Source organism: Amphritea sp. HPY (assembly GCF_050870985.1).
Lineage (GTDB): Bacteria > Pseudomonadota > Gammaproteobacteria > Pseudomonadales > Balneatricaceae > Amphritea.
In genome coordinates, this window is sequence record NZ_CP194015.1 from 3,041,294 (window position 1) to 3,066,784 (window position 25,491).

A 25,491-nucleotide genomic window follows, 5' to 3' on the forward strand; every position below is an offset into this window, starting at 1 on the left:
GCCCTACGTGAATATACAAGGCAAAAAAATCACTCTGCACGATATGTCTCTGCGCGATGGCATGCATGCACGTCAGCATCAGATCAGCCTGAAAGAGATGGTTGATGTTTCTACCGCACTGGATGCTGCCGGTATTCCACTGATCGAAGTCACCCACGGTGACGGCTTAGGCGGTGCATCACTCAACTACGGTTTCCCGGCGCACAGCGATGAAGAATACCTCAGCGCCGTAGTGCCAAAGATGAAACAGGCGAAGATTTCAGCCCTGCTGCTGCCGGGTATCGGTACCCTTGATCACCTGCACATGGCTAAAGACCACGGTGTAAGTACCATCAGGGTTGCCACCCACTGTACCGAAGCGGATGTTACCGGCCAGCATATCGGCCTGGCGCGTAAGCTGGAGATGGATACCGTCGGCTTCCTGATGATGGCGCACATGGTGACCCCTGAGCAGCTGCTGGAACAGGCAAAGCTGATGGAATCCTACGGTGCCAACTGTATCTACTGTACTGACTCTGCCGGCTACATGCTGCCGGATCATGTTACTGATCGCATCGGTTTGCTGCGCGAAAAGCTGAACCCTGAAACCGAGATCGGTTTCCACGGCCATCATAACCTGGGCATGGGCATTGCCAACTCACTGGCCGCGATAGACGCTGGTGCAAACCGTATCGACGGTTCGGTTGCAGGCCTGGGTGCCGGTGCCGGTAATACGCCACTGGAAGTGTTTGTTGCAGTGCTGGATCGCATGGGTGCCGATCACGGTGTCGACCTCTACAGCATCATGGATGTGGCCGAAGATATAGTGGTACCGATGATGGATCAGCCGATCCGTCTCGATCGCGATGCCCTGACCCTGGGTTATGCCGGTGTGTATTCATCCTTCCTGCTGTTTGCTCAGCGGGCGGAGAAGAAATATGGCATTTCGGCACGGGATATCCTGGTCGAGCTGGGTAAACGCGGCACTGTCGGTGGTCAGGAAGATATGATCGAAGACACCGCGATGACTATGGCTCGTGAAAAACAGGCCGCAGCAAGCTAATGCCGAATCTGGCTAATCCGACAGCGGCCGGCGCCTCCTGGAGGCGCCACGGCCTGCTGTTGTTGCTGACCCTGCTCTACGCTGACGCTTTCATCGGCCGCCAGATCATGGCGGTAATGATAGAGCCGATCAAGCTTGAGTTCGGTGCCAGCGACACCGCCATGGGGCTGATATCCGGACTGGCCTTCGCCGCAGTCTTTGCCCTCTTTGGTCTCTCTGCCGGACAACTCGCCGACCGCGTCTCTCGCACTAAACTGCTGGCGGGTTGCGCCCTGCTGTGGAGCGTCACCACGTTACTGTGCGGCTTTGCCACCGGTTTCTATATGCTGATCGCTGCACGTATGCTGGTTGCAGTCGCAGAAGCACCGATAACCGCAGCATCAGTATCACTGATTTCAGACCTTTATCCCCATCATCGGCGCGCATTTGCCATCAGTTGCTTCAGCTCCGCCCCCACGTTTGCGGCGATAATCGCCATGAGTGTCGGCGCCTGGCTGGTCGAACAATATGGCTGGCGCTCCGGCTTTATGATGGTTGCCGCCCCGGCGATACTGATCGCACTGGTTTTTTCATTTTTTATCCGCGAACCCGGCCGTGGCACCTGGGATACACCGATCAGTGTTGCGCCAAAAACCCAGGGCCTGCGCGCTACCTTAAAAGCGCTGTGGCAAAATAAAACATTCCGTCTGCTGATCCTGTCCAGCGCGGTTACCACCATGGGCGCCAACGCCTACGGCATGTGGAATGCGACATTCCTGGTCCGCTCACACGGCCTTGAACTGCAACAGGCAGGTATGCTGGCTGGCTTTATAGGTGGCGGATCGGCCGCTATCGGTATGCTGTTCAGCGGCTGGTTTGCCGACCACCTGATCAGCCGTAATCGCAACTGGCAGCTACGACTGCCGCAGATCGGCCATATTTTTGGCATCATCGCTTTACTGGCTTACCTGCTCTGGCCGAGCGGCATCATGTTCCATATCGGCTCTCTGCCGGTGCCGAGCGCCATGCTGTGGTGTGCTCTGAATGGTTTCTTCTCGGTTTGGTGGGTCGGCCCCTGCTTCAGCTTTATAACCCAGTTGATTCCACCCGATCGACGCGCCATCGCAATCGCCTGCCAGACTGTAATGATCACCCTGCTGGGGATCGGTGTGGGACCGTTCGCGGTCGGCCTGATCAGTGATAGCCTGGTGGCGTCACTGGGTTCGGAATCGTTACGCTATGCACTGTTATTCTGTTGCCTGACAACAATTATCTCTGTCATGTTGTTGCTGCGAATAGCGCTGCAACAAGCCCAGACAGAGGAAAGCCAGGACAACTCAGCCCCTGGCGAAGCGCTACCCGGAAACAGTTAAAAAGAATAATAGCTGGCAAAGCACTGTTAATGCGATCTAGTCTTTGTGGACGAGGAGCTAAGAGACTTTTTAACGCAATCTATATTCAATGGCTGCTGCGACAGCTGAATGTTACTTAAGGAGAAAACTTATGCCCGTTACAGCTGTTACCGGATCCGCCTCTGGCATCGGAGCCGCCGTGTGCAACCTGCTCAAGCAGGCTGGCCATCGTATTATCGGTATTGATCGCGCTGATGCCGATGTCAGTGCTGATCTGTCAACTGCCGCAGGCCGTCAGGCTGCAGTAGAACAAGTTCTGACTCTGTGTGAAGGCAAGCTGGACGGTCTGATCTGCTGCGCAGGTGTCGGCGTTACCGCGCCATCCAGCGCTATCGTGATCGGGGTTAACTATTTCGGTGTCACTGCGCTGGTCGACGGCCTGCAGGAAGCCCTGAGTAAAGGTAACAATCCCGCCGCACTGATTATCGGCTCGGTTGCCGCCAACCAGCAACTGGGCAATCCTGACCCGATGGTCGCGGCGATGCTCGACGGTGATGAAGCCAACGCACTGGAACTGGCTAATCAGGGGCCAGGCCCGCACATCGCCTACGCTGCATCTAAATATGCGGTCACCGCATTTGCCCGTCGTAAAGCAGTCACCTGGGGGAAGCAGGGAATTCGTCTTAATGTCGTCGCACCAGGCGCGGTAGAAACACCTCTGCATCAGGCATCAATGGACGATCCGCGCTTTGGCGAAGCGGTGAAAAACTTTGTCGCGCCGCTGGGCCGTGCCGGTACGCCGGATGAGATCGCTAAAACCGTTGCCTTCCTGCAGTCTGAGCAGGCCAGCTTCATCCATGGCAGCGTGTTCTTTATCGACGGTGGCATGGACGCGATGATGCGCGCCGATCACTTCTGATCAGCACTGATTGATCTGTCGGGCCTGCCTTCATCAGGCCCGATTATCCTCTCACACATAAACCCAGTTATTTTTGCCTCTTCATGTGTTTACTGCTAAACCCACCAGAAAGCAGCTGATCACGGGATCTTTGATAGCACCTTGATCCAATTCCTGTATTGCATTGCAGGCAGGCCTTTTCTGACGCTGTTAAATCACCAGTTACAGGTTATGCTGTTAGACGTACTCCCCCCCTTCACCTACGCTTACTTTATATCAGCTGTCCATCCATAAGCCGGATGTTGTGATCCCCGATTTCAAATCTCCGATACCTGCTGCCTGATGTGCTATCCATCGACGATAGGAGGCTATAACAATGTATATTTTCGTGCTGCTTTTCATCACTTTATTAACCCCTGATACCCTCTTTGCAGAGCCCCGCACGGGTGTTGATACCATTTATAAGAACGGTAATATCCTGACCATGAATGACTCGAATGATGTTGTTCAGGCAGTAGCCGTAAAGGATGGGGAAATTGTAGCGGTCGGGCGTAACCGTGATATGCGAACGCTTGCCGGCCATAAAACGGAGGTAGTGAACCTGCACCGTAAAACGCTGATGCCGGGCTTTTACGATGCACATAGTCACTTTGTTTTTACTGGCCTCGCCAGCCGGTTTTATGTGGATTTGAATAGTCCGCCAATTGGTACGATAAATACTCTCACTGAAATAATCGAAGCGTTGCGGGCAAGGGCGAACGAGACGCCTGCTGGAGAGTGGATACAAGGTTTCGGCTATGATGACACCTTGATTGCCGAACAGACTCATCCAACGCGTGCTGACCTGGATCTGGCTTCGACAGAACATCCCATATTTATCACCCATAGCTCCGGGCACATAGCCGTGGCTAACAGTTTGGCCTTGGAATTGGCCGGGATCACCGCGGCTACGGCCGATCCTCCCGGCGGGGTGATTAGCAGGGACGCTGATGGCGAACCTACCGGTGTCTTGATAGAGGCTCCAGCGACCGATCTGGTTTTCAGTTTGATTCCTCCTCCGACGTTTTCAGATTTATTGGCGGGTATCGCCCATGCATCCGGAAACTACGCGGCTAACGGTGTCACCACCGCAAACAGCGGCGCAGCGCCTGCCGGATTTATCCCCCTGCTTAAGTTCGCTCTGGCCCAGGGCGTACTCCCGATCAGAGTGATCGTATGGCCTACGTTAGAAGAGGCTGATGCGGCGAACGACTTCGTACTCGAAACCAATATGATTACTGTAGGCGGGGTCAAAGAGTTTGCCGATGGTTCCATCCAGGGCTACTCCGGTTATCTGAGCGAACCGTATCATGTCCAGCCCCCGGGGGAATTCAATTTCCGTGGTTTTCCCCGCCACACACGAGAGATTCTGGTTGAAAGGCTCACCGAGGCACATTGCAAGGGTTACCAGAGCTTAGTTCACGGTAACGGTGATGCGGCCATTGATGACATTCTCCATGCCTGGGCGGAGGCACAGGTTCTGTGTCCGAGGGAAGACCCCCGTTTCGTCGTTATCCACTCACAGATGGCCCGAGAGGACCAACTGGATAAGATGGTGGAACTGAATGCGATCCCCTCTTTTTTCATGCTTCATACTTTCTATTGGGGTGATCGACACCGGGATATATTCATGGGGCCGGAGCGTGCTTCCCGCATGAGCCCCGCCAGGTCGGCGGCAGATCGAAGCCTTCGCTTTACGATTCACAACGACACCCCGGTTGTACCAATGAATCCGTTATTGTCGGTCTGGGCCGCCGTCAATCGACTTTCCACCAGCGGCGAGATTATCGGTGAGGATCAGCGGATAACACCTATAGAAGCGCTGCGGGCTACTACGATCGAGGCTGCCTATCAGAATTTTGAAGAGGAGATGAAAGGATCAATTGAGGTGGGTAAGCTGGCGGACTTTGTTATCTTGTCTGCTGACCCACTGGAAGTAGTGACAGACGATATTAAAGATATAAGGGTGTTACAGACAATCGTCGGTGGCAAGACTGTCTACCAGACCGAGTAGTTGATGATTGTAAAACAGTATGGCTGAGAAACCCGGCCACTGATGGATGTGAGGCTCACTGCCGACCAGACCATCAGCATCGGCACCACCGGCGTATCGGCATGCAGGGTAAACCTGATGCCCCTCTGCGCAGCAGACGGGGCGGACTTATGCGAGCAGCGCCCTCAGGCTAGCTACTCAACAACTGCATCACTAAAGATGGTAGGATCGCCAAAGATAAAACGATGGGAAGGGGGGTAACGTCCATCTATATCTGTCACGCCATATTCTTTAGCCAACTCGGCGCCCACCCATACCTGTCCGCTCCGCGCCATCAGGTTGTTATCTTTTGCCAGGGCATCGATCACAATGCCTGTAAACTGAGGTGACTCAGCGTTATTAATAGCTTCGGCATACAGTTCAGGTTGCGCCTCGAGCACGGCCATACTGCGCTCAGTTTTAATTAATCCCATCCAGATCGAAACCACCGCAACATTGTATGGCTTAAAATCATACGCCATATCATGTGCCATCTTATCAACCGCCGCTTTGCCAGCGCCATAGGCGGGCCCATGCATATAGCAACGACCACCAAAGGAGGAGGTATTCACGATCAGGCCCTCGCCGTTCCTGAGCAGCAAAGGCGCTGCATAGTAGCTGGACACATAAGACGAGCGCATACCCACATCGAGTATGTCCTGAAACGCAAGTGGCTTTTCCCAAAATGGGCCGGCCTGGGTTAAACCATCGGGCACAGCCAGCGCATTGTTCACCAGGATATCCAAACGCCCCTGCTCCCGCTCAACCTGCTCAAATAACGCTTTCACCTGATCATCATCGGCGTGATCACAGACCACAGCGATACCCTTGCCACCCAAACGCGTGATTTCATCCGCCGTGGCGTAGACACTACCAGGCAGTGGAGCAGCTCCCTCTTCCCTGGTACGCCCCGTTACATAAACGGTTGCGCCTGTTGCCCCCAGAGCCAGGGCAATACCCTTGCCAACCCCACGGCTGGCACCTGTCACAACGACTACCCGATCGTTTGTTAAGCTCATAATTAACTCTCTTTCATAGCTTAAGGTATGGATCATCATTCCTGTCACAGAGCAGACGTCCAGCGACTGTAGACTAATGCACCAATAAGAAGGGCTGATGTACCAAACATCAGCCATTTTGAGTCATCGATTGATGAGCCACACAAAAAGTAGTTGCCCGGTAGCTTATCCGGCTTTATTTCTACCTTAACCGGGCTATTTGTTCAGGGGATAAACCCGCTTATCCCCGACGATGGTTTCAAGCACCTGGATATCTTTGATAGTACCCGGCTTAACCGTTAAGGGGTTAGATGACAGAATGGCAAAATCGGCCAGCTTACCGACCTCAACTGAGCCCTTCACCTTCTCTTCAAAATTCTGATACGCCGCGTCGATCGTCGTAGCGCGCAGCGCCTGCAGCGGCGTAATAGTCTGCTCTGCGCCGATAACCCGGCCACTGGTCGATGTGCGGCTCACCGCCGACCAGATCATCAGCATCGGATCCATCGGCACCACCGGCGTATCGGCATGCAAAGTAAAGCGAATGCCCCTCTGTACAGCAGAACGGGTCGGACTCATCCGCGCGGCGCGCTCCGGCCCCATAAAGATATCGCTATGACGATCGCCCCAGTAATAAGTGTGCAGCTCGAAAAACGAGGGGATTATCCCCAACTCTGACATCCTGTCCAGCTGATCCTCGCGGGCCATCTGGGTGTGGATAAGCACATGCCGGGCATCATCACGGGGAAATGCCTGTTGCGCCTTACTGAAGCCATATAGGGCATCGTCGATAGCTGCATCACCGTTGGTATGGATCATCACCTGCTTACCCGAGCGATGAATTTTAAGTATCTTTGCTGCCAGTACTTCGCGATCATGACGGGAAAAACCTTTGTAATCCTCATCACCATGAAAAGCTGTATGGTAAGGCTGACTCAGATAGCCGGTATAGGCCTGGATAGAACCATCGGCAAACTCTTTGGTACCGCCAAGGCTCAGTTTGTCACCTTTCAGTTCCAGCGCATATGCCGCCTCGGCGGCATCCGCCGTAGGCCATGCATTGACTCGAATCGGCAGCAGCCCAGGTTGCTCTGATGCCGCCTTAAGTAGCGATACAAGCCCCATAGAGGCAGCCCCATCATTGGCGGTTGTCACCCCCTTAGCCGCATACAGGTTAGCCGCGTAGTTGATTGCGGTGAAGTATTTCTGCGGGGCCATCGGCGGAATAACACCGGTGACGATATCGGTCGCTGGCGCTTCATCCAGAATACCGGTCGGTTTACCCACGTCATCCTTTCTGATGACGCCGCCTTCAGGCTGCGGAGTATCCGCACTGATTCCAGCCAGCTCTAACGCCAGGGTATTGGCCACGGTCAGGTGTCCGGATACATGCCTAATCTCGATCGGGTGTTTAGTAGAAGCCCGGTCCAGATCGTAACGGGTTGGATGGCGGCCCTCGGCCAGCAGAGTGTCGTCGTAGCCAAAACCTTGTATCCATTCGCCCTCAGGCGTCTCGAGGGCCTTGCTTTGCAATAAGGCAACTATGTCATCGATGGTTTTTATCTGACCGATTGGCGGGCTGTTCAGATTAACCTGAAACAGGCCGATAATACCGGTCGCAACTATATGGCTGTGAGCATCATAGAAGCCGGGAATCAGCGTCTTACCCTGCAGCTCTACCACCCGGGTCCGGTCGCCTTTCAGGGAATCTATCTCCTGATCACTGCCAACCGCTACGATATTGCCATCTTTCACCGCAACAGCCTGGGCTATATCATTGGTGGCGTTGAGCGTAACAATTGCGCCGTTTCTATAGATGGTATCTGCTGATTCGTCCGCTGCAGCCTGGCCATAGGAACCGATCAGCAGTGACAGAACGCCTGCTATTAAAGGTTTTGACGAAAGAAACCGCACCATCAGACTTACTCCATGTGTATGTATTGAGTGGCTCTGTAGTTGATAGTAGTGGATAGCAGTTAAAGCCCGTTAATACCCGCTACAGCCATATAACACTCAATCGCAAAGATTCATTTATTGTTGCACAGCTTAAAGAACGCAAAGCCGTTAGCGACTAAAAAGTCGCAGGAAAAGAGGTTTTCAAAAAAGCTTTATGCCGCTTCAACAGGCATATTCTGCATATAATCTGCCGCTTCCTGGCGGGTAAAGAACCGACCCAGACGCACGAACCCTGAGATCACCGTACTTTTGATCTTCACTGCCCGGCCCTTTAGGTCACGCTCGACGATCCACTCTTCAGGTAAACCATCCAGCATATGACAAGGTGCCGGACGACCATCCTGGAAGCGTGAGATTTCTACTTTCCCGCTTCCTTCATCCTGAAAGGCTGGAGCAAAGCGGGCCTGAGAATTCCCGGCACTGACACCACCGGTGCCAGCAAACTGATGGTTCTCTTCAATCAAACGGGGTGCGTTCTGTTGTCGGAACATCTTCACCACCTCTGTTATACGTTTTTGATTATTCGGTTTAGCTCTTTGTCAGCCATAAACAATAAAATACCGGCTAGCTACCGTTACGGAATCGTCTGAAAGGATTAGTAGGTAGTTCCTGACAATCTCTGAACAAATTTGCTTTCTGCGTTGCGCCCATAACGACGAAGCCCGGCGCATGAGCCAGGCTTCGGAACGGACAAGGTGACAGTGGCTTATGGACAGATGCAGGTAGAAGCTTAAACTATCGTACCGGTATCATCACAGACACTTACCAGGCTGGTTGTTTCAACATCGCTCCGCTGCTGCGATAGCAGTAATGGCTCCAGCTCGGTGTAAGGCATCGGTCTGGCAAGCAGAAAGCCTTGTACCGTATCGCAATTCATCTCCGCCAGTAACTGCATCTGAGACTCTGTCTCAATGCCTTCTGCAACGACCTCCAGTTCCAGAGCCTGGCTCAGTGTGGTAATCGCTTTCAGGATAGCGGCATCGGTCGGATTTGAGACTGCCTCGATAATAAAACTGCGATCGATTTTAAGAATATCGATCGGCATATTTTTAAGATAGCTAAGGGAGGAATAACCGGTACCGAAATCATCAATGGCGATGCGTGCCCCCATCTCCCTGAGCTGTGCCAGGCTGGCCAGGGCTACGGCTTTTTGTTCCAGTAACAGGCTTTCGGTAATTTCAATCTCGATCGATTCAGACGATAAACCATGCTGTTGCAGAGCTTGCTGATAGGCCGTAACAAAATCGATGCTGCGCAACTGAACAGCGGAAACATTTATCGCAATGGGCACATGAATTCCCATCGTTTGTAACCTGGCAGCCCTGGCAGCGGCTTCATTGAGCACCCATTCTCCCATCGGGAGAATCAAGCCTGACTGCTCTGCAATAGGAATAAATTCTGCAGGTGATACAAACCCTCTTTCAGGATGACGCCAGCGCAGCAGCGCCTCACAACCGACAACTTTGCGGGTCTTAAGGTCAAATTGGGGTTGATAATAAAGCTCGAACTGCTGTTCCGGCAGGCCCTTATGGAGATCATTGACCATCTGCTGCTTTTCGGCGACTGCGGTTTCTAACTGTATTTCGAAGCGCTGGAATTTATTACGCCCCGAGCTTTTAGCGCTATACAGTGCCAGATCAGCTTGCTTAAGCAACTCTTTATAAGAAGTACCGGGGCTGATCAGCGTGATACCGATACTCACTGAGACATGCAACTGATTGTGCTGCAGCATGACAGGCTGACTCACCTTCTCCAGAATATGTTCTGCCACCTGGTCAATATAAGCAGGTTTACAACGGAGGATGACGGCAAATTCATCCCCGCCGAGGCGGGCAAGATAATCGTCGGGCCGCAGGTCCTGCTGAAATCGCATGATCATCTTTGTTAGCAGCTCGTCACCCATATCATGGCCCAGGCTGTCGTTAACATCTTTAAAGTGATCCAGGTCCAGGAGGAAGAGAGCATAAGAATCTGACTCGCTACTCAGCCGGTGTAGCAACTGCTCCAGCTTATCTTTGAAGTTACGCCGGTTGGGCAGTCCGGTCAGGTGGTCCCGGTTGGCCTGCTCCTCTGCTTGCTGAGTTTGTTCCCGGGATTGATGCAACAGACGTCGCATCCGGCGCCCCAGAAAGCCGAGACTTGCGGCCAGCTGTCCGGTTTTATCATTCACTATAAACGGAGGTAACCTGAAGTTCTCCAGGGCCGTTTCCTGAGCGTAGTTTTTTAGCAGAGATAGACGTCGATAAACCTGGTAGATAAACAGCAAGAAGAGCAATACCGGGATAATTAACAGCAGCCCGATCAGGATACTGATCTGCAGGCGCGGATGTTGATAACCGCTCTCAACCGTAGTCAGTTCTCGCTGCGCCTCTTCAGCCTCACTGACCAGTTGGCGACTGAGCTCGGTATTGCTTCGAGTAATTTCAGTCCGTCTGGTTTTAATAGCGCTAAGAACTTGTGTCAAAGGGTCAAGGGCATCACGGTAGAGTTGCAGCAGTTCGTTACTGTTCTGTGAGACTTCAGCTTCATAGGCAATATCGATCAATACTTCAACCGCACCCACAAACTCATCATCAAGACTGTCTCCGGCCAGGATCTTTACCTGATCGAGGCTGGCTTGCAGTCGCTGGATGAAACCCTCGACATTTTCAGATAACAGATCCAGGCTGATAGATCGGAGTTCCAGATAATGGATGAAGTCCTGGGCCTCAGAGGACAGGTCATTATACGCCAGTACCAGTGGGAAACGGGTATCAAGCATCTGTTGAGTATTGGACAGGGTACTGACAGCATGCTCATGGGACTCGTGAATTTTATCCTCGGCGCTGTTCAGCAGAAAAAAAACAAACACAACCCCAAGAACCAGGGTAATAAACTGAATGCTTATAAAAGTGTAAGCGAGACTTTCCAGGCGCCATAAACGATTCAGTTTTACACGGCTCATGACTTATTCCTCAGAACTGGAAGATCAGAGTCTGGGATATTGCGTGATCGTCGTTCTCTGAAGCATCGAAGACAGCAACGGCACCTCTTACCGCGGTACCAGGCACAAAAGCAACATCATCGCCGTTCCCGGTATCCAATTTCCGTTCCAATTCAAGGTGCCAGCGCCCCTCTCGCCAATCGCCCTTAGCCTTGATATCCGTTATCGAGCCCGTTACTTCTGCATTCAGAATATACTTTGGCATGACTGAATCGACCTGTTTACGGTAGCGTTTGGTCGTGTAGATCTTAGTGCCGGCATCGCTTTTCCGCATGACATACTGGGTATGCCCTGACGCCCCCTCAATAACACTCGAGCTTAGAACCTTCGTTGGGCTGTGCTCAGTATATTTATCATGAACCAATCCTAACGGGTTTGAACGCGAGGCTTTCCAATGCCACATATCAGCTTTAAAATTCCGGGCGTCACGCCAATCTGCACTCAACTCCCCTTCCATTTCAAACTGCAGAGCAAGGCGATCCTCACGTTGAGTCCCCTTCAGGTAGCGTTGGCTTTCGTTATTCCAGACGTAAGGTTTGTGCAGAAGGCTGGCTTCGCTATCAGGCCATTGAAGGTAGAAGTAAACATTCTCCCCATGGTAGCCAGCCTTGATGTCAACACTTTGAAGTTCCACCTGCGATGGTGTCTTTATTGCTCGCAGCGGAATCTCCTGGGCAGGTATAGCTTCCCAATCCAGCCCCTGACCATCGACTGATGGCGCGCTGGACAGAGGATAAACCTGGATAACCTGATTAGCAGCAGCACTGGTAGAGGACACAAAAAGGACAGACACAGCCCCTAAGACTTTCAGCTTTAGCATTAAACTTACCCGTAATACGACATTATTTAGTGATCTTTAAAATTAATGTAACATTCTGTCTGATCGTATCTAACCGGTTTATCAAGGGCGCTACCCAGATTGGGTAATACATCTCATCTTCACTGACTGGCAAGCTTTATTGAAATTATCCCCACACGGATCATCGGGAGCTTTAACATATGACACATAGCTGCCACCCGGCATTACAGAGCCTGAGCTGGAGACTAATATTAGCCAGGAACCTGCTGTGAAGGTACTGGCGGCATGCTTTCAATGTAACGACGATTGGCCTGCCACAATGTTTTTAACAGCCATGCGAAGCTGATCAAAAACAGTACAGCGGAAACAAATAGCAGTGGGTGTTGCAGCCCGGCACTGAAGAAAGAAATATAGAGAGCTACCAGTGCAGCGCTATGCAACCGGAACTGCCATTTTGAGTCCGAAACGGGCAGCAACTGCCTCATATTAGGTAGTTTCATAAAAGCGCCGGGATCCTTTATGCAGGCTCTCTGCAGATGCAGGAACATCAGGAACGGTACTATTTTCTGCAACATTCCCAACATTACCGACACGATAAACCCCAGACCAAAACCAAAACCCAAAAGCAGCTGAAGCTGATCCTGCCCGATCAGTATATCGATACCCAGCTGGTTTAAGAGATACAGCGCACACATCAAAATCAGATTTACAAAAGCCAGCTGCCAGAAACGAACCGTATAATCTGTCAGCTTGCGTTTACGCCGGTACAGCAGGTAGAGAGAATATGCCCCGTAGAAGCTGATAATCAGTGGTAGTAACAGTAACCCGGCAATTGAGATCGGGCCTTTAACAAACACACCAGCCGCCAGCGCCGCCACCAGGAGAGCAGAGCTCCCCCGGCAAAACCAGCGAGGGAATGCCGGAGCAACGTGAAACATGGGGATAACCTGAAAGCTGACCCCCATGATCAACAGCATCCCCCAGCCTAGCAAACCCAGTAATGCGTGGTGATCGGTACGCTCAAAGGAGTAGCCGATCCATCTTAGTTCCAGGTAAGTAGAGAGCTGAAGGACCCCAAATACCACTGTTATCAACAGGCACAAGGCAGCCAGGCGTAAACAGAATACCGAATCACCGCCTTTTCTGACTCGCACCAGCGCAACCCCAACGGCGCCCAGGAATATCAGGAAAGCTCCGCCCAGCATAGTCAGTGCTATGTAGAAGAGAGTATCCTGCATATATAGGAAACCCAGAGCAAGAAACAGAGATCCTGCAGTCAGCCCTCCTCTTATCCAGGGAGCTAAAGCCGCTGCCGCAGGCACTGGCTGGCTACTGATGACAGGAAGCACCTGTATCATTGCACCAACCATAATCATGGCACCGAAGCCCAGCGTCAGCAGATGTACCGTGGCCAGCATTGCCGGATGCCAGCGTGAACCGATGATCTCTGGGTAAAACATCAAGAGTAAGGCCGCCAGCATGCCGAACCATGGAGCTGTGAGAAAGAACCCCATAGGGACTCTGAACTCAGGTACATTATCCAGTGACAGCCCTGCGATATTCATGATGGCTGTTCCTGGCTTGCGGCTTGATGACAGAATTCTTCCAGCAACTGATCACCTTCCGGCCAGATATAGATAACCAGGTCGCTACGACCTAATTCCACACAATGATATGTATAACCCATCTCCTGCAGGAAACTATATAGAGGAAAGGGGCGCTTGCGGTGACAAACCCTTATTGCAGTAAGGGGTTGCAACTGACGCACTTCATTCAGAATAATCGTCATCGGTTCTGGCGGTTCTAGCTCACTAACATCCAGATGTATCAGCTGCGGCATAAGCTTGGTTACTTACAGATCATTCATACTGTTAATGACAGCAGCGCTATCCGGCAACGCCTGTTGCGTCATAGGATAGAGCATCTGCTCCTCTTTCATGTTGTGTTGCTGCATCAGGATCATCAGGGTTTCAGACAGGCCCAGGTATTCTTCACAATCTTTAGCCTGCAGAGCCTCAGTCATTGACGCAACCATCTCCCTCATCTGCACGTGTTCCAACCGCATGATGGCAGTTGGCCCACCGGTAGAACCTGTCACTTGTTCAAACCGGGGAAAAAGGGTTTCTTCCTCATTATTGAGATGAACCTCAAGGTTGTTGCAGAACAGACCCCATTGGTTTTCCGCTTCTCCCCAATTTTTTTCTGAAACCGCTGCTTCTGCAGCGGCAAAATCATCATCACAGCAGCGATGCTGCCCGGTCATATATTCAATTATTGTTGTCATTGGCTAACTCCATAAAGTTAACGAACTGTAGCAATTAAGCGTTTTGTAGCACCTTGATAAATGTCAGTTCAGGCTGGCATCCTAAGCGCCCCCGGTTATTCCGCCGAAAATTAGCTCAGCCCTTATCTTCAGGACAAATACTACGTGCCTTGGGCAGCCCTCAAGTGTAATAAAACTCATCCCCCCTGGATTGATGGGCACTTTTCATCGTCAACAAACACACCTCAACCATAGAAAATTGCATATGCAGCTTAATCCTGACCGCTTACAGCACCGTCTCACTACATTTGGCTATCACCCTCCTGACAACATCGCACTACGCCCAAAACGACGAAGCCCAGCTGCAAGAGCCGGGCTTCTATATAGATCGCGGTAAGAGAAAAATGAAAAGTGGGGATGACTGGTACATGAAGGGTATGCGCGATCACCTGCGGCGAACCACTTCTTTCCAGGTCAACGTCGCCAACTATCGTCATATTTTAACGCTCTGAATACCCCCTGCCCCGCTGTATATGGGCAGCCGGGAGATTTTTCCCACTCCTAACCCCCAGAACAATGAATCTGTAAATCACGTTATTGTAATTCCCTATTTACCTCCTACCCGATCAGAAGGCATCCCCAGGGTCGTATATTCCCTCTCCTGCTGACAGCTGTAACCGTGAAGACTTAATGCTTCTTCAAGGTAAACTGGCAGCAACGGTTTTGAAAGCAGGTATCCGGCTATATCTTCGCTGTGGGTTTCTTCTGCATCCGCCAGGCTCTGCTCCCATTCGCTAAACTCGTAATCACCGCGACCTAACCACAGCAACGCGATAAGTGCGGCCTGCTGATCGAGTTCCAGATCATCGACAATACTTTTGGCATCCATATAGGTCATATCACCACTATGAGCGGCAAGTATCTGGCGAGCCCAGTCTTCAGCAGGACTGTCGGCTTCGTCCGGAATGACAACCTCTTCCTTGGCATGGAACTCCCGGGCTTTCTCAATAAATGCGCAAACGGTTTCAGGATTGAGGTTCAGCATGACATTACTCCCTATTCAGACTGGCCGTTGGAATGTCAAAACCACTCCACCCGTTGGCCAATACCGTATTATCCAGTAGCAATAAAAAAGCTTCTATTAGTGTGTTAGTACAGAGCAGGTGATAATTCAAATACTTTCCGTTTTGAGCACCGGTGCGACGCCCCATTGAATCCACAGTAAAAAGCTGACGATCGAGAGCTTTAGCTATGGCACATTACTGCCACCCAGCAAAAAGCACAAACCAAAAAGCCCAGTCAGAGACTGGGCTTATGAATAGATGGCGGTATAAAGGGGACGACAGATACAGACGGAAAAGGTCAGGACTACTTGCATGCGGCTGCGTATGTCGACAACAAGCTGATCGATTCAAGACGATAAGGAAAGGCCCTGCCTATCACAACCATAGACAGAGCCTTTCAGGTATTGAGTCAATCTGCAGCTGGCATCATCAGTTATAGCACCTGCAGATTCACATCAATTTCTGACCAGACAGCACACCGGCCGAACGGCTGTTAAACCTTAATGACGCTCCCCCCTGCGGAACGGTACTAACAGCGCCTTTGGATAAACCGCCTTCCGGGCCAGCAGAGTCAAAGCGATAATGCTCAGGATATAAGGTGCCATCAGGAAGAACTGGTATGGAATATCAATGCCGTGCACCTGCTGCAGGCGAACCTGATAGGCATCAATGCCGGCAAACAACAGCGCACCCAGCAAGGCCTTTTTTGGCTCCCATGAGGCAAAAATAACCAGCGCAATACAGATCCAGCCGCGACCATTGATCATGCCGAAAAAGAACGCATCGAAGGCAGATATGGTCAGGAATGCACCACCAATCGCCATCAGGCTGCTGCCCATCATAACGGAAATGGTTCTCACCAGATGAACATTGATACCCTGCGCCTCTGCAGCCATTGGGTTCTCACCAACCATCCTCATTGCCAGGCCAAACGGGGTCTTATACATCACGTACATTACCACTGCGACCATGAGCAGTGAGAGGTAAGTCAACGGTGACTGAACAAACAAGATCTGACCTATAACCGGAATATCAGCAAGCAACGGAATGGCATAGTTAGTGAAGGCATCGATCTTCGGCGGAGTGGTCACATCCGGCAGCATCATTCTGAAAGCAAAATAGCTGATAGAGGATGCAAACATAGTAATTGCAATACCGGTTACATGCTGGGAAAGCCCTAGATATACGGTAAAGCCACTATGCAGTAAACCGGCCATCGCCCCGAGGAAAGCGACAAAGAAAACCGCACTCCACAGGTCGCCGCCCATATATACCCACATCCAGCCGGCCATAGCACCCAGAGTCATTATGCCTTCGATACCCAGGTTAAGGACGCCAGCCCGCTCACAAACCAGTTCACCCAACGTACCGAAGATTAGTGATGTTGCTATACGTATGGTCGCGGCCCAAAAGCCAACCTCTAAAAATATTGAAATAAAATCCATAACTTACCCCCTGATAACCCGGTAGCGAACAAGCAGCATACTCAACAGGATCATGAGGATTGATACTGCAACCATGACATCGGCGATATAAGACGGAATACCCATCCCCTGACTCATAGAGTCAGCACCAACATAGATACCGGCAAAGAAAATGGCTGACGCGATAACGCCTAAAGGATGAAGCATCGCCAGCATGGCTACTGCGATACCCGCATAGCCAAAGCCCGGTGACATATCCAATGTCAGATATCCCTTAAGGCCGGCCACCTCACTGACTCCCGCAATACCCGCCATGCCACCACTGATCAGTGCGGTCAGAACCAGAGTTCGGTTAATGTTAATTCCGGAAAATCTGGCCGCTTCGGAATTAAGGCCAACCGACCGGATTTCATAGCCCCATAGAGAGAACTTCATAAAGATCCAGCAACCTACCGCGGCAATCAGCGCCAGGATAAAACCCAGATGCAAACGGGCTTTATCCATGATCGGCATTAACACACCTTCATCGATAATCGGGCTGCCCTGGGGCCAGCCCATCGACATAGGGTCCTGCATAGGACCTTCTAAGAGGTAGTTAACAAAGAGCAGCACGATAAAATTGAGCAGCAGCGTCACCACTACTTCGTCAACCCGCAGATAATTTTTAAGCAGGGTTGGAATGAGCAGTAATAGCCCCGCCGCTACCGCTCCGGTAACCATAAGAAAGGGGATCATCAGTACCGGATGCAGCGTTATCAAGCCGGAGCCTAATACAGTCGCAAGCACCGCGCCCATGTACAACTGCCCTTCACCGCCGATATTCCAGAGCTTTGCCTTGAAGGCGATAGCTGCTGCCAGGCCGGTAAAGATCAGAGGGGTTGCACGAGTCAGAGTTTCAGATAACGCAAAAGATGTTCCCAGAGCGCCATCGATTAACAAGCCGTATGATTCTAATACCGGCTTTCCCGCCCATAGAATCAACAAACTGCATATGACTAACGATATAAAAATTGCCAGTACAGGAGCCAGTCCTTGTGCCCATATAGGTACGTTTTCACGAACTTCTAAGCGCATACCGCGTCCTCCCGAATATATTCCTTATTGTTATTTTCAATAGAACCGCCACTCATCAGACTACCCAGCTGAGCTTTGGTGATCTCTTTTGCGGAGTAAATCGGACTCAGTTCACCGTGACACATCACCGCCACCCGATCAGAAATACTCAGCAGTTCATCCAGATCTTCAGTAATCAGAATGACTGAAGCACCTGAGCGCCGGGCTTCAAGTAATCGCTCATGAACGTTAGCAATTGCACCGACATCCAACCCCCGGATAGGTTGATTGGCGATGATCAGATCCGGATTCTGAGACAGTACCCGGCCCAGTATCAGCTTCTGCATATTGCCGCCGGACAACAGCCGGGCTTCCTGCTCTATGCCATCACAACGGATGTCATAGTTTTCTATCAGCCCGCTGGTAAACTGTTTCGCTTTATTAAAATCGATAAAGCCAAACCGGCTTATTTTGCGGTAGATTTCGCTGATGGCGTTTTCCCATAAGCTCATCTCCCCGATTACACCTTCTTTGTTACGGTCTTCAGGCACCCGGGCAATCTGATTTTCAACAAAGCTTGCTGACGAAAAGTACGAGATACGATCAGCACTGAAATGTACTTCGCCGGCGTCAGGCCTGATCATTCCGCACAGAAGATTAGCCAGTGCACTCTGGCCATTACCCGATACACCGGTGACACCTAAAATTTCAGAACGCCGTGCATTCAGGTTTACCTGCTCTAAACGGTTACTGGCTTCGGCACTCTTAACAGAGACATTGGTCAGGCTGAAGATCTCCTCGCCGGGAGGCAACTCTTCGGCCATTGGCTCAGCGATACTCTTACCGACCATAGATTCACTGAGACGGTTTTTATCCGCATCGGAAGTTTTCATTTCATCCACCAATACCCCATGACGGAGCACCAGAACCCGATTACTGATTGCCAGAATTTCGTGCAATTTGTGGGAAATAAATATGATTGATAGCCCTTTACCAACCAACAACCTTAAAGTATCAAAAAGGCTTTCAGACTCCTGCGGCGTTAACACAGCAGTAGGTTCATCAAGAATCAGAACTTTCGCATCGCCGTATAAAGCCTTAAGAATTTCAACCCGTTGTTTCTCACCTACAGAAAGGGAACTCACCTTTGCATCGGGGTTTACCTCAAGGCCAAAGTCCTCTGACATCTTCAAAATTTTCTTGCGGGCAGCGGCTTTATCAGTCGAAAATGACCATAAGCCTTCGCTACCCAACATTATGTTTTCAAGAACTGTCAGATTCTCGGCCAGAGTAAAATGCTGATGGACCATACCCACACCAGCTTCGATTGCAGCTTTAGGATCTCCTGGTTGCAGTGTTTTCCCCAACACATCAACAGAACCTTCTTCCGCAACATAGTGACCAAAGATGATATTCATCAGTGTCGTTTTACCCGCGCCATTTTCGCCTAGCAGCGCTAAGACCTCCCCTTTTTGTAATTCAAAAGAGATATTGTCATTCGCGACAAACGAACCAAAGCGCTTGGTGACACCCTTAATATGCAAAGCTGAGTTCATAGCAAACCTCGATCAGAATGAAGATTCTGGTTTTTTGTCGTTAATCTCAACGGAAAAATCACCCGCAAGAATCGCAGCCGATTTAACATCCACCTGAGCTTTCACATCAGCCGGAACGACAGAAGCCATATCGTGATAGGGCGCCAGCATGGAGCCACCTTTGGCCATCATGGTCCACTCACGATAATCTTCACCTTTATAGGTTTTCTGTTTAACCCTTTGTACTGCATGAGCAATCGCGTTATCCATGCTCCACAATGCAGAGGTAACGACTACACCTTCACCCTTCTCCTCAACGTTCATATCGTTAACGTTACCGAACGCCAGAATGCCTTTTTCACGAGCAGCATCGACAACCCCGGCCCGTTCTGCGAATAGAATATCTACACCCGATTCAATCTGAGCAAAGCTTGCTTCTTTAGCTTTCGGTGGATCGTACCAGGAGCCGATAAAGTTAACTTTAAACTCCGCCTGAGGGTTCACCGACTTAGCACCTGCCATAAAGGCATTGAACAAACGATTAACCTCGCCAATCGGATAGCCGCCAACCATACCTATTTTATTGGTCTTGGTTATCGAGCCGGCAATCATCCCCATGAGGTAGCAGGGCTCATGAATGTAGTTATCAAAAACAGAATAGTTTTCTAAATCAGCTTTGAAGGGGTCGCCCATAAGAAAAGCAACCTGAGGGTACGTTTTAGCCACTTTGCGGGCTTCACGACCAATACCAAACGCCTCGCCAACGATCAGATCGGCGCCACCTTCCGCGTATTGCCGCATAACACGAGCGTAGTCAGCATTTGAAACTTTCTCAGAAAAGACATACTCGATCTCACCACTATTCTGGGCTTTTACCAGGGCGGTATGAAGGCGGGCGTCCCACTTTTGTTGAATCGGCTGCGTATATATCCCTGCAACTTTAATCGTTTCGGCAGAAACGGATGAAACAGCTATGACCGACACTAATGCGGATATAGCGACCACTGTCTTTATAAAGACACTTCTTATAATCTTTTTCATATTTTTACCTTATTATTTTTATCAAAATAATTATTAAGATTTATTTAAAAAACCAACATTCTCCTTTCATTAGAAATTAAACTAACAACACCATCTGATGCTAATCAGACACCCAATCAAAATAGATACATGCTGTAGCAGCAGCTTTGTTACACAAGACTGAAAAATCAACAAAAACCTAGATATCAATAACTTAAGAACACAACAAAACACTAGAACAGCTACTTGGCCAGTTCTTAAGGGTGCAGAAAACCGACGTCATCAATAATGACGACGGTCTCAGGCAAAGCTTCTATTTATTAACGGATTAAACAGTCTTTCAAAATCAAGCTACAGAAGATTTTCCCGCAGTATTATCTGAGTAGATAACCTTATAAAGCACTATGTAAGAAATTATCGCTGTAAAGATTGCATTAAGAGGCGCAACACTGAATATGCCACTATCAGGAGAGGCAAATGAAACCGCGATAGCAGCTACCCAGGCAATCATCGCCGCCCAGTTAATATCTTTAAACTGATGATCCTCTGGCTGAGCGTAATTGGTTTTACAACGCAGATAGAAATCGGCAATGATCACACCACCAATCGGCGGTAACGATACACTCAGAAAGACCAGCCAGCTGACAAAGTTGTTATACAGGAAGTCCGACAGAATTGTGCCTACAGCACCGGCAACAACAACCAGATGTACCCGCTTCAAGCCGGTAATATTCGCCAGCCCCAGCCCGGACGCATACAGAGCATTGTCGTTTGTAGTCCAGATATTCAATACCAGCAGTGCAATACCGGCACCCAGCAGTCCCTGTTGGGCCAGTACTTCGGCAATATCAGACAGCCCAGTTGCTGCGGCTCCCACAGCGCCAAAGATAAACATCAGACTATTACCGAAGGTAAATCCGATAATTGTTGCCCATACCCCGACTTTCCGGTTCTTGGCATAACGTACAAAGTCAGGCGTTAATGTTGCACCACTGATAAAAGAACCGACGGCTAAAGCGATACCAACTGCAAAAGTCAGGTTTTCGGTTGGCGAGAATGCCAGCAGCGCTTCCAGACCACCTTCTGTATCAGAAATAGCGGTTGAAACCGACATACAACCGAGAAGAAGAATCGCTGGCACAGCAATAACACTTAACCATTCAATCGCCTTAAAACCGATCACTACTGTATAGGTCATCAGAATACCGCCACCGATGATCAATGGCAGATTGGGAATATCCATAAACTTATTAATCGGGTAGGCAAACATCGCCACCCCCACGCCAAACCAGCCGATCTGGGTAACAGCCAACATGGTAGAGGGGAGCTTTGAGCCGATTCGGCCAAAGGCATATCTCGCGAGAACATGCGTCGAAAGATTGGTTTTCGCAGCAGCATAACCCAGCAAGGCGCCATACACTCCGAGAATCAGGTTACCACCCAGAATCACTATAAACAGGTCAGGCCAGAGCTTGAAGCCCTGTCCCAGGGTTCCGCCAGTCCACATACTGGCAGCAAAAAAGGTAAAGCCAAGCATAACTGCTGACATTGAGAACAGACCACGTCGTGCACTTTCCGGCACAGGGGATAACGCATAATCCTCATGCTCCGCGGCATAGTTTTCTTCATTTTGCCGATCAGACATGTTGTTTCTCCTATCTTGTTTTTATTCGTAGTTCGAAGAAATTTAACTATCAAGGGAATTTACAGACTCAAAAGAGACCTTTTGAGAAGCTCACCGGCTCTTCCTCACCACCAAGGGTTACATAGTTTTCTTGCGCAGGGGTTCGGGCTATAACATCACCATTTTTGATGACAAATAACCTGTTTGGCTTCAACTGCAGTGCTTCAATCGGACTTGCCGCCTGCAGGATAACAATATCGGCTTTGCAGCCGGGCTCGAGGCCATAACCTTCCAGCCCCAGTGCTTTCGCGCCATTTACTGTCACTGCATCATAGGCATGCTGCATACCGTCAAGACTGGTCATCTGGGCAACGTGTAAGCCCATGCTGGCCACTTCCAGCATGTCGTGGGTGCCCATGCTATACCATGGATCCATGACACAATCGTGGCCGAACGCAACGTTAATACCGGCGTTAAGCAACTCCGGTACCCGGGTCATGCCGCGGCGTTTCGGATAACTGTCATGACGACCCTGCAGGGTAATATTGATCAGCGGATTGGCGACGGCATGAATTTCGGCTTCACGCATCAGTGGTAACAGCTTACTGACATAGTAGTTATCCATTGAATGCATGGAGGTTAAGTGGGAACCCGTTACCCGACCGTTAAGGCCAAGCCGCTGGGTCTCACAGGCCAGGGTTTCAATATGCCGGGATTGCGGATCATCGCTTTCGTCGCAATGCATATCCACCCTTAAACCACGAGCTTCGGCAATTTCACACAACTCGCGTATCGCTGTCGCGCCATCGCTAATGGTCCGCTCAAAATGGGGAATACCGCCTACCACATCAACGCCTTTATCCAGCGCACGCAGCAGGTTTTCTCGTGAGCGGCTGTAGCGAAGGAAACCATCCTGAGGAAAAGCAACCAATTGCAGGTCAATAAAAGGTTTCATCTCTTCACGCACTTCAAGCAGCGCATCGACGGCTAACAAACGATCATCACAGATATCAACATGACTGCGAATGGATAAAGTCCCCTGCGAGACAGACCAGCGACACATCTCTAACGCGCGTTTCTTAATTGCTTCAACTGTCAGATGGGGTTTCAGTTCCCCCCACAGCTCAATGCCCTCGAGGAGAGTGCCGCTTTGATTCAGCCGGGGTTGACCGAGACTGAGTGCAGAATCCATATGAAAATGGCTATCGACAAAAGGCGGGGAAGCCAGGTAACCCAGACCATCAATTTCGGTGACTGCCCGGCCCTGTATTGCAGTGGCAACTTCGAGAATTTTTCCATCTTTGATCGCAATATCAACACCCTTGCGACCATCCGGTAAATTCACATTTCGCACAAGCATATCTAACATGCTTAACTCCTCAACATATAACGTAATAGTTATATAAACATCGACCGACCAGGTAGAGCAGTTATCTCTTTTTCAGGTTCAGTCAGTTGTTAAAACAATAGCAGTGATAATTGAAATATGACCCCTGCAGCACAGCCGCAGATCAATCCAAATCGCTATATATCTTTAAGAGAAGTTAGTTGATGATAAAAGCAAACAGCTTTGTCTGTTTAAGATTAAACAGGTAGATGGATGGCAGAAAAGAAGGGAATTTACTGAATGGAGTATTTCTTGCCAGGTAATCTGTACTAACAGCGTATTGTAGTTGGAGTGTATTCAACAGGACGGATAAAAAATGATCGACGTCAGCTGCCAGCGTTACCACGGAGGCAAAGCTTGGCAAACTTGTCTGACTAATCATTTTAAAATTCATCGCACTTACAACCCAATTATTATTAGTGGCGTTCAGGTCTGTAATAACCGCCTGATTAAGACGTAGCTTTATTATTACCAGATCTATAAAACTACATTTTTTTTACCCAATGGTCAACATAACTTTAAAGGCAATTTACATCTATATATATAACCAATTAAAACCTTTAATATCAAATAGATAAAAGTGCATATTACTAATTCTATTCATATTTTAAACGTATCGTTTAAGCTTAGCTTTCGCTATCCGGGTATTCTTCCGCTATTACACTGCCGCATCAAAATTCTGCGCCATAAAATCAGCCGCTTCCTGACGGGTAAAAAAACGGTTGAGCCGAACAAAGCCTGAGACAATTGAGCCTTTTACCCCCTGCACCCGTCCCTTCTCATCCCGTCTGGTTATCCACTCTGCAGGTATACCTTCCAGAATATGACAAGGTGCCTGCCGTCCGTCAAAGAAACAGGAGATTGCGATTCGACCACTTTCCATATCCATAAAGGCAGGGACAAAATTGCAATGCCGATTTTCTGAACTCACACCGCCGGTACCGGAAAATTCACAATTTTCTTTTTCAAGTCGGGGTTTGATATTCATAGTGGTCATAGCAGTCTCTCCTGGTTCGCAGCAGATGAGCAACAAACCTATTTATTTACCATATGGTAAATATAGACCAAATTTACCACTTGGTCAAATTTTATACAATAGCAACTAAATATCAATAACTTATACAAAAAAGCCACTCTAATAAACGTCGTTATTAGAGTGGCAATCTGAATGCCTCTGGGCTGTATTACTGCCCGTACAGACAAATATTCATCCAACCTAAGTCAAAGTTGCAGGCAGCAAGCTGAAGGGGATCTGCGGGGTATAACGCTTACCTCTAAGTTCGACACTGGAAGATATGAATTCAGCAAATAAAGGTCAGAAGTGCCACTTCAACAACAAAGCCGGATTACGTTCATCCGCCCCTTTAATACCAAACTTGTTGCTCCAGTGAGAGTACTCGACACCGACATAAACCGGAGACTTAGTACCGATAAGTTTTCCTGCGTTCCACTTCAGCTGAGAAGTAAAGTTTGTTTCAGATGCGTGATCCGACTCAGCACTGGACCAGTCGATAAAGCCATCATAAAGAAACTCTGAATCACTGATAGTAAAAGGCACACCCCAGGTCAGAGTCACCATGACGTCATCAGCGGTATGGTCATTGTTAACCTGGTAGAAATTTGCGTTAGCATACTGGAACCCCGGCAGATCAAGACTGACACCTACACCTGCCATATAGTTATCAAAACCGTCCCCACTCTCCCAGGTTCCGGTAAGAAAGAGATCTTTTACCAGGCCGAAAGAGAGATCAGCACCGGTGACATAACCAAGGCTCAGTCGGGGTGACAATTCAAAATATGTAGAAGTATCACCATCATCAGACTTCAGTCGATCAACGAAGAAAAAATTATCCCCCCAATTATGACCACTGGCATGCTCTACAGTGATAGTCTGCTGATCCGGGTCAACAACTTCATAGTCACTGCCTTTCAGGTAACTAAGACTGAAATCACTCCACTGCTGTTCTGCTGACACTGCCGTGGAAAGAACAGCACCGCCGAGTATACAAAATGTTTTTGTTGTTATTTTCATTCTAAACCTCA

At 49.8% G+C, this 25,491-nt stretch carries 21 protein-coding genes; 4 read left to right on the top strand and 17 right to left on the bottom strand.

The window, feature by feature from the left end:
• Positions 1–7 precede the first annotated feature (7 nt).
• The 4 genes from dmpG to ACQUQM_RS13515 all read left to right on the top strand — a co-directional run bounded on the left by dmpG (position 8) and on the right by ACQUQM_RS13515 (position 5,324).
• Positions 8–1,042 (top strand): 4-hydroxy-2-oxovalerate aldolase, encoded by a 1,035-nt coding sequence (dmpG, locus tag ACQUQM_RS13500; RefSeq protein WP_432470419.1) that lies wholly within the window; start codon positions 8–10, stop codon positions 1,040–1,042.
• Positions 1,042–2,394: a spinster family MFS transporter gene (locus ACQUQM_RS13505; RefSeq protein WP_432470420.1), complete on the top strand. Its 1,353-nt coding sequence runs from the start codon at positions 1,042–1,044 to the stop codon at positions 2,392–2,394. Before dmpG ends, ACQUQM_RS13505 begins: the two co-directional genes overlap by 1 nt.
• Before the next feature lie 130 nt (positions 2,395–2,524).
• Positions 2,525–3,292, top strand: a complete 768-nt coding sequence (locus ACQUQM_RS13510) for an SDR family oxidoreductase (protein ID WP_432470421.1) — start codon at positions 2,525–2,527, stop codon at positions 3,290–3,292.
• A 355-nt stretch (positions 3,293–3,647) separates the two neighbouring features.
• Positions 3,648–5,324: an amidohydrolase gene (locus ACQUQM_RS13515; RefSeq protein ID WP_432470422.1), complete on the top strand. Its 1,677-nt coding sequence runs from the start codon at positions 3,648–3,650 to the stop codon at positions 5,322–5,324.
• 173 nt (positions 5,325–5,497) lie between these two features.
• Here the strand turns inward: ACQUQM_RS13515 and ACQUQM_RS13520 are convergent, their stop codons facing one another.
• The 17 genes from ACQUQM_RS13520 to ACQUQM_RS13600 form a co-directional block, all read right to left on the bottom strand.
• Positions 5,498–6,361 (bottom strand): SDR family NAD(P)-dependent oxidoreductase, encoded by an 864-nt coding sequence (locus tag ACQUQM_RS13520; protein ID WP_432470423.1) that lies wholly within the window; start codon positions 6,359–6,361, stop codon positions 5,498–5,500.
• 195 nt (positions 6,362–6,556) lie between these two features.
• Positions 6,557–8,257, bottom strand: a complete 1,701-nt coding sequence (locus ACQUQM_RS13525) for an amidohydrolase (RefSeq protein ID WP_432470424.1) — start codon at positions 8,255–8,257, stop codon at positions 6,557–6,559.
• A gap of 191 nt (positions 8,258–8,448) precedes the next feature.
• A complete protein-coding gene (locus tag ACQUQM_RS13530; protein ID WP_432470425.1) occupies positions 8,449–8,787 on the bottom strand; it encodes a hypothetical protein in 339 nt (112 codons plus the stop codon).
• Between the two features lie 239 nt (positions 8,788–9,026).
• Complete coding sequence (locus tag ACQUQM_RS13535; protein ID WP_432470426.1) at positions 9,027–11,240, bottom strand: putative bifunctional diguanylate cyclase/phosphodiesterase; 2,214 nt, start codon at positions 11,238–11,240, stop codon at positions 9,027–9,029.
• Between the two features lie 10 nt (positions 11,241–11,250).
• Positions 11,251–12,099: an ethylbenzene dehydrogenase-related protein gene (locus tag ACQUQM_RS13540; protein ID WP_432470427.1), complete on the bottom strand. Its 849-nt coding sequence runs from the start codon at positions 12,097–12,099 to the stop codon at positions 11,251–11,253.
• 230 nt (positions 12,100–12,329) lie between these two features.
• Positions 12,330–13,643 carry a hypothetical protein gene (locus tag ACQUQM_RS13545; protein WP_432470428.1) on the bottom strand — a complete coding sequence of 438 codons (1,314 nt, stop codon included), beginning with the start codon at positions 13,641–13,643 and terminating at the stop codon, positions 12,330–12,332.
• Complete coding sequence (locus tag ACQUQM_RS13550; protein WP_432470429.1) at positions 13,640–13,918, bottom strand: DUF2249 domain-containing protein; 279 nt, start codon at positions 13,916–13,918, stop codon at positions 13,640–13,642. The genes ACQUQM_RS13545 and ACQUQM_RS13550 overlap by 4 nt, the downstream gene beginning before the upstream one ends.
• Before the next feature lie 12 nt (positions 13,919–13,930).
• Entirely contained in the window at positions 13,931–14,362 is a 432-nt protein-coding gene (locus ACQUQM_RS13555; protein WP_432470430.1) for a hemerythrin domain-containing protein, read from the bottom strand.
• A 586-nt stretch (positions 14,363–14,948) separates the two neighbouring features.
• Positions 14,949–15,386, bottom strand: coding sequence for a DUF3775 domain-containing protein (locus ACQUQM_RS13560; protein WP_432470431.1), 438 nt, complete (start codon positions 15,384–15,386; stop codon positions 14,949–14,951).
• A gap of 519 nt (positions 15,387–15,905) precedes the next feature.
• Positions 15,906–16,850, bottom strand: a complete 945-nt coding sequence (locus ACQUQM_RS13565; RefSeq protein ID WP_432470432.1) for an ABC transporter permease — start codon at positions 16,848–16,850, stop codon at positions 15,906–15,908.
• 3 nt (positions 16,851–16,853) lie between these two features.
• Entirely contained in the window at positions 16,854–17,903 is a 1,050-nt protein-coding gene (locus ACQUQM_RS13570) for an ABC transporter permease (protein ID WP_432470433.1), read from the bottom strand.
• Complete coding sequence (locus ACQUQM_RS13575) at positions 17,894–19,438, bottom strand: ABC transporter ATP-binding protein (RefSeq protein WP_432470434.1); 1,545 nt, start codon at positions 19,436–19,438, stop codon at positions 17,894–17,896. Before ACQUQM_RS13575 ends, ACQUQM_RS13570 begins: the two co-directional genes overlap by 10 nt.
• A 12-nt stretch (positions 19,439–19,450) precedes the next feature.
• Positions 19,451–20,458: a BMP family protein gene (locus ACQUQM_RS13580; protein ID WP_432470435.1), complete on the bottom strand. Its 1,008-nt coding sequence runs from the start codon at positions 20,456–20,458 to the stop codon at positions 19,451–19,453.
• A gap of 325 nt (positions 20,459–20,783) precedes the next feature.
• Entirely contained in the window at positions 20,784–22,082 is a 1,299-nt protein-coding gene (codB, locus tag ACQUQM_RS13585; RefSeq protein WP_432470436.1) for a cytosine permease, read from the bottom strand.
• Between the two features lie 67 nt (positions 22,083–22,149).
• Positions 22,150–23,430, bottom strand: coding sequence for an amidohydrolase family protein (locus tag ACQUQM_RS13590; protein ID WP_432470437.1), 1,281 nt, complete (start codon positions 23,428–23,430; stop codon positions 22,150–22,152).
• A gap of 676 nt (positions 23,431–24,106) precedes the next feature.
• Positions 24,107–24,445 carry a hypothetical protein gene (locus ACQUQM_RS13595; RefSeq protein WP_432470438.1) on the bottom strand — a complete coding sequence of 113 codons (339 nt, stop codon included), beginning with the start codon at positions 24,443–24,445 and terminating at the stop codon, positions 24,107–24,109.
• A gap of 318 nt (positions 24,446–24,763) precedes the next feature.
• Positions 24,764–25,480, bottom strand: coding sequence for a DUF5020 family protein (locus ACQUQM_RS13600; RefSeq protein WP_432470439.1), 717 nt, complete (start codon positions 25,478–25,480; stop codon positions 24,764–24,766).
• Positions 25,481–25,491 lie beyond the last annotated feature (11 nt).

What these genes read in the sequence shown, in the direction of transcription:
- ACQUQM_RS13515 (WP_432470422.1), top strand. Translation starts at nt 3,648, where the DNA reads ATGTATATTTTCGTGCTGCTTTTCATCACTTTATTAACCCCTGATACC.
- ACQUQM_RS13580 (WP_432470435.1), bottom strand. Translation starts at nt 20,458, where the DNA reads ATGAAAAAGATTATAAGAAGTGTCTTTATAAAGACAGTGGTCGCTATA.
- ACQUQM_RS13590 (WP_432470437.1), bottom strand. Translation starts at nt 23,430, where the DNA reads ATGTTAGATATGCTTGTGCGAAATGTGAATTTACCGGATGGTCGCAAG.
- ACQUQM_RS13520 (WP_432470423.1), bottom strand. Translation starts at nt 6,361, where the DNA reads ATGAGCTTAACAAACGATCGGGTAGTCGTTGTGACAGGTGCCAGCCGT.
- ACQUQM_RS13545 (WP_432470428.1), bottom strand. Translation starts at nt 13,643, where the DNA reads ATGAATATCGCAGGGCTGTCACTGGATAATGTACCTGAGTTCAGAGTC.
- ACQUQM_RS13525 (WP_432470424.1), bottom strand. Translation starts at nt 8,257, where the DNA reads ATGGTGCGGTTTCTTTCGTCAAAACCTTTAATAGCAGGCGTTCTGTCA.
- ACQUQM_RS13595 (WP_432470438.1), bottom strand. Translation starts at nt 24,445, where the DNA reads ATGACCACTATGAATATCAAACCCCGACTTGAAAAAGAAAATTGTGAA.
- ACQUQM_RS13555 (WP_432470430.1), bottom strand. Translation starts at nt 14,362, where the DNA reads ATGACAACAATAATTGAATATATGACCGGGCAGCATCGCTGCTGTGAT.
- ACQUQM_RS13510 (WP_432470421.1), top strand. Translation starts at nt 2,525, where the DNA reads ATGCCCGTTACAGCTGTTACCGGATCCGCCTCTGGCATCGGAGCCGCC.
- ACQUQM_RS13600 (WP_432470439.1), bottom strand. Translation starts at nt 25,480, where the DNA reads ATGAAAATAACAACAAAAACATTTTGTATACTCGGCGGTGCTGTTCTT.
- ACQUQM_RS13560 (WP_432470431.1), bottom strand. Translation starts at nt 15,386, where the DNA reads ATGCTGAACCTCAATCCTGAAACCGTTTGCGCATTTATTGAGAAAGCC.
- ACQUQM_RS13535 (WP_432470426.1), bottom strand. Translation starts at nt 11,240, where the DNA reads ATGAGCCGTGTAAAACTGAATCGTTTATGGCGCCTGGAAAGTCTCGCT.
- ACQUQM_RS13505 (WP_432470420.1), top strand. Translation starts at nt 1,042, where the DNA reads ATGCCGAATCTGGCTAATCCGACAGCGGCCGGCGCCTCCTGGAGGCGC.
- ACQUQM_RS13565 (WP_432470432.1), bottom strand. Translation starts at nt 16,850, where the DNA reads ATGGATTTTATTTCAATATTTTTAGAGGTTGGCTTTTGGGCCGCGACC.
- ACQUQM_RS13530 (WP_432470425.1), bottom strand. Translation starts at nt 8,787, where the DNA reads ATGTTCCGACAACAGAACGCACCCCGTTTGATTGAAGAGAACCATCAG.
- ACQUQM_RS13570 (WP_432470433.1), bottom strand. Translation starts at nt 17,903, where the DNA reads ATGCGCTTAGAAGTTCGTGAAAACGTACCTATATGGGCACAAGGACTG.
- codB (WP_432470436.1), bottom strand. Translation starts at nt 22,082, where the DNA reads ATGTCTGATCGGCAAAATGAAGAAAACTATGCCGCGGAGCATGAGGAT.
- ACQUQM_RS13540 (WP_432470427.1), bottom strand. Translation starts at nt 12,099, where the DNA reads ATGCTAAAGCTGAAAGTCTTAGGGGCTGTGTCTGTCCTTTTTGTGTCC.
- ACQUQM_RS13575 (WP_432470434.1), bottom strand. Translation starts at nt 19,438, where the DNA reads ATGAACTCAGCTTTGCATATTAAGGGTGTCACCAAGCGCTTTGGTTCG.
- ACQUQM_RS13550 (WP_432470429.1), bottom strand. Translation starts at nt 13,918, where the DNA reads ATGCCGCAGCTGATACATCTGGATGTTAGTGAGCTAGAACCGCCAGAA.